We start from the raw sequence: 3,494 nt of genomic DNA on the forward strand, positions 1-3,494 counted from the left end.
CGTGTACCCCGATAAGCCGGAAATGACACGGTCGATTGAAGAACAAGGTATTCGCGGTGTGCGCCGCGATCAGTACGCCTTGATCGGTACCGCCGGCGGCACCGTGGAATTGCCGAGCGTTGAAATTCCGTGGTGGAACTTGAGCGAAAACGAGTGGCAAGTGGCCACACTGCCGGCACGTACGATCGAAATTGAGGCGCTGGCCGAACCCGAGGTGATTCCGGTTGTTGAGGATATCGCCGCGGAGTCCGAAGTTGAGCAATCCGAGGAGTCGGATGTCGATCCGGGTTTCTGGCGTCGCGCCACGGAGTTGCTGGCCGCTGTTTGGCTGGCGACCTTAGCGCTGTGGTGGTGGACATCACGACCGGTGAAAAAGCGTCGTGAGCCCGAGCAAGTGCCGGTGCACAAACAGCAGTCGCGAATTCTAAAAAATGCACGCAAAGCCGCGGTGGCCGGCGATGCCGGTTCGGTTCGCGCGGCATTGTTGGAATGGGGCCGTATGGAATGGCCGGTGGATCCGCCGCTGAGCATCGGTGACTTTGCGAATCGTGTGAACAGCCCGTTGGCCGACGAATTGATGCAATTATCGCGCAGCAGTTATGGGCCGGAGGGTGCGTCGTGGTCGGGTGATGCCTTGGCGGGCGCGCTGAAGTCGTTCAAGACGCTGGAGTCGATGGCGTCCAATGACAGCGAAGTTTTGCCGCCGTTGACGCCGGGGGTTGGGTCGTAACGTCATCAGGGTTCGTCGGCGGCGGGTCAATCAGGCCAAACGATCTCAACATGCAAATTGTTGAAGTCTGGGTCGTCGAAGTCACCCCCGTGTCGGCATGTCATTCCCGAAGGCAGCCCAGCGATGCGAATTTCTTCGCCGTCTTTGATAATGCCGCCGTAGGCTTGGAATTCGATAAAGCGGTTTAGCAAATTCACAACTGAGTCTCGGTGTTTAGGTTGCACTCGATGAATACTTAGATCGGGTCGGCCATACTTTCGAAGGCCGCGTGTGTGAAGCCAGTCTCCGCAACGAGATTTTGAGGACAGAATGAGAACGTGCTGTCGAGGTGCTCCTGCGTCGGTTTCAAAAGCGCGTTCGCGCCATTGTTCTGGGCTCCACCAGGTGAATGACTGGGGATCGTAAAGTGCGACGCTGCCCGAATCGAATAGCCATTGAATTAGTCCAACGACGTCTCTGAAATAGTTGAGGTTGGGTGGGTCGGATACGGAGCCGCGTATGACGATGCACTCGTTTTGGTCTTCTACTAGAGCAGCGAGATGCGGATCGTCATCTTGGAGTTGGTCCCATAGATATCCCTCGAGAAATGAAGCCGGGACCTCAGGGTGTTGATCGGGTCCATAGGTCATCAGTTCGACACCTCTTGGGATCCCGGAGCACCGATAGCTACTTTGGGAAATTGTAAAGGTCGACGGCGTTGGCCCGTAAACAACGTAGAATAGGAATGGGTCGCCGCCTCCAGCGCAAAAATGGGGCCGCGCCCATTCCGGCGGGGCGTTGTTCGAAGCGTCGTGTGTCATAAAAAAATTAAACAGAGTGCTGGCGTAAAGAGTACTTAACAAGCCGCCTTACTACATACTTTCATCCGTCAAACCTCGCGATCGATCGCTTTAAAATAGCTTGCTCTGTTAATCGTATCGCTTTCGCAATAACGCATTGCTTTGTAGCGAGTGGGTATTAATAACCCGAAACGTGCTCGAACGATCGCGTCGGCCGGTAAGGTTGTAGTTCTTCGAGCGCAATACCTGCTAACACTTCGCGCGTCACCTGTTGTCCGACGATCGGTGCGAGCGAAACGCCGCTATGCATAATCGCAATGTATACGTCTGGCCTTTCAGGACTAAAGCCCAGCACCGGATGACCATCGAGCGGTAGGGGGCGCCAGCCGATATACGCGGTTTCGATCTCGGTGTTGGCAATTTGCGGCACGAACTGAGCGGCGATATCCCGAATGCGGGTGCCGTGTTGTTGCGCAATAATTTCGGACGGAAAATCGTTCGGCCGATCTTTGAGACGCAGCGCGTGCGCCTCGGTATCCGGCGCGCCATCCTGTTCGCCGAGCACGATGCGACCGTCGGCTCGTTGATGAAAATGTGCGCCGGGTGCCGCGACGATGCGATGAACGCACCGCGGTGCCGGTCGGGTCAGCGCAATAACACCCGGTGTGCTTCGTTGCGGAATATCGATATGGGCGTAGCGGCGACAAACATCGGGTGCTGCACCGGTTGCCAATATGAGTCGATCTGCTGCGATAGTACCGTCTGATGTTTCTACCGAGATCAATCGGGCACCTTTGCAAACCGTATCGACGAGTTCACACGGGTAGTGCAATTTCGCACCCAGTTGTTGCGTCGCGTTGAGCAGACGATCGGTGGCAACAATCGGATCGACCGCGCCGTCATTTCCGGAGTAGGCAACACGGACATCGGGATTTATCGACAACTCAGGTTCGAGTTCCGCGAGTTCGGGTGCTTGAACCATGCGCGCGGGCTCGCCCCACGCCAATTGCTCAGCAATCTGTTGGGCGAGTCTTACCTGACGTTCGTCATTGTCGAACCACTCCAGCGAACCGCCCCATCGGACCGGTATGTCCAGCGACCCCTGCAACTGCTTCCAATAAACCATGCTCGCTTGTGTCAACGCATGATAATGGCGCGGCTGCTTCGCCCAGGTTGCATTGATCCAGGCAAACGTACCTCGGGATGCGTGCGTGGCAGGGCCTTGCTGGTCGATGACGGTAACGTCGGCACCTGCTTTTGCCAGATGGTAGGCGATGGACGCGCCGATGATGCCAGCGCCGGCGACCACGACACGAAGTGGACTGCCCGGAGCGTGGCGCTGCTCGCAGCCGACTAGGGTTGTTGCGAGCAGCGATTTGATTAGCGTGCGGCGGTCCATGCGCTGCCTATGCGGTGGATTGTGTGCTGGATCGAGCCTAGTTTGACGGCAGACGCGTAACGCCAATTTGCGTTATCAACAGCGCCGCACCGATCAGACTGAAGCCCTTAATAAAATGCGCTTGTTGCAAAGCACGAATCACTTCGTCGGAAGCGTGCACCATCTCGTAGCCATGCACCACGATCGTGACCGGCAATAAAAAGAGCACCAACAACCAGCCGCCAAGGCGGGGTCGCCAGTTGAACAGGATCATTGCCGCGCCGGCCAGTTCAACGATGCCTGACAGAAATACCCAGAATATCGGGTAGGGGGTCGTGGCCGGCATCAGCGACACGTAATAGGGAATATTCGTGAAGTGGGTGATACCGGAGAGGAAAAAGAGCACCGTAAACAAGAAGCGCGCAATAATCGTCAGCGCGGCGTTATTCGGGAGTCGATTATCTGCGAGCATCGTATTTCTCCTGTTTGCGTAAGTTCGCGTCTACCATGTGCCGCTGTTTTCCATCGACGCCCACGGTTCCTGCAGCGGCAACGCGCCACCCGCTTGTAGCAGCTCGATGGAAATATTGTCGGGAGAGCGGACAAA

5 protein-coding genes are annotated in these 3,494 nt (G+C 56.5%); 1 reads left to right on the forward strand and 4 read right to left on the reverse strand.

What is annotated here, in order from left to right:
• Positions 1 to 730 (forward strand): hypothetical protein (locus tag AAF465_17305; protein ID MEM7084482.1); only part of this gene is annotated, 730 nt, incomplete at its 5' end.
• Positions 731 to 756: 26 nt separating this feature from the next.
• Here the strand turns inward: AAF465_17305 and AAF465_17310 are convergent.
• The 4 genes from AAF465_17310 to AAF465_17325 form a co-directional block, all read right to left on the reverse strand.
• Positions 757 to 1,359: a hypothetical protein gene (locus tag AAF465_17310; protein ID MEM7084483.1), complete on the reverse strand. Its 603-nt coding sequence runs from the start codon at positions 1,357 to 1,359 to the stop codon at positions 757 to 759.
• 328 nt (positions 1,360 to 1,687) lie between these two features.
• Positions 1,688 to 2,908: an FAD-binding oxidoreductase gene (locus tag AAF465_17315; protein MEM7084484.1), complete on the reverse strand. Its 1,221-nt coding sequence runs from the start codon at positions 2,906 to 2,908 to the stop codon at positions 1,688 to 1,690.
• A 37-nt stretch (positions 2,909 to 2,945) separates the two neighbouring features.
• Complete coding sequence (locus tag AAF465_17320; GenBank protein ID MEM7084485.1) at positions 2,946 to 3,359, reverse strand: DoxX family membrane protein; 414 nt, start codon at positions 3,357 to 3,359, stop codon at positions 2,946 to 2,948.
• Between the two features lie 30 nt (positions 3,360 to 3,389).
• Positions 3,390 to 3,494 (reverse strand): lactoylglutathione lyase (locus AAF465_17325; GenBank protein ID MEM7084486.1); only part of this gene is annotated, 105 nt, incomplete at its 5' end.

This window comes from Pseudomonadota bacterium (assembly GCA_039028935.1).
Lineage (GTDB): Bacteria > Pseudomonadota > Gammaproteobacteria > Steroidobacterales > SZUA-146 > SZUA-146.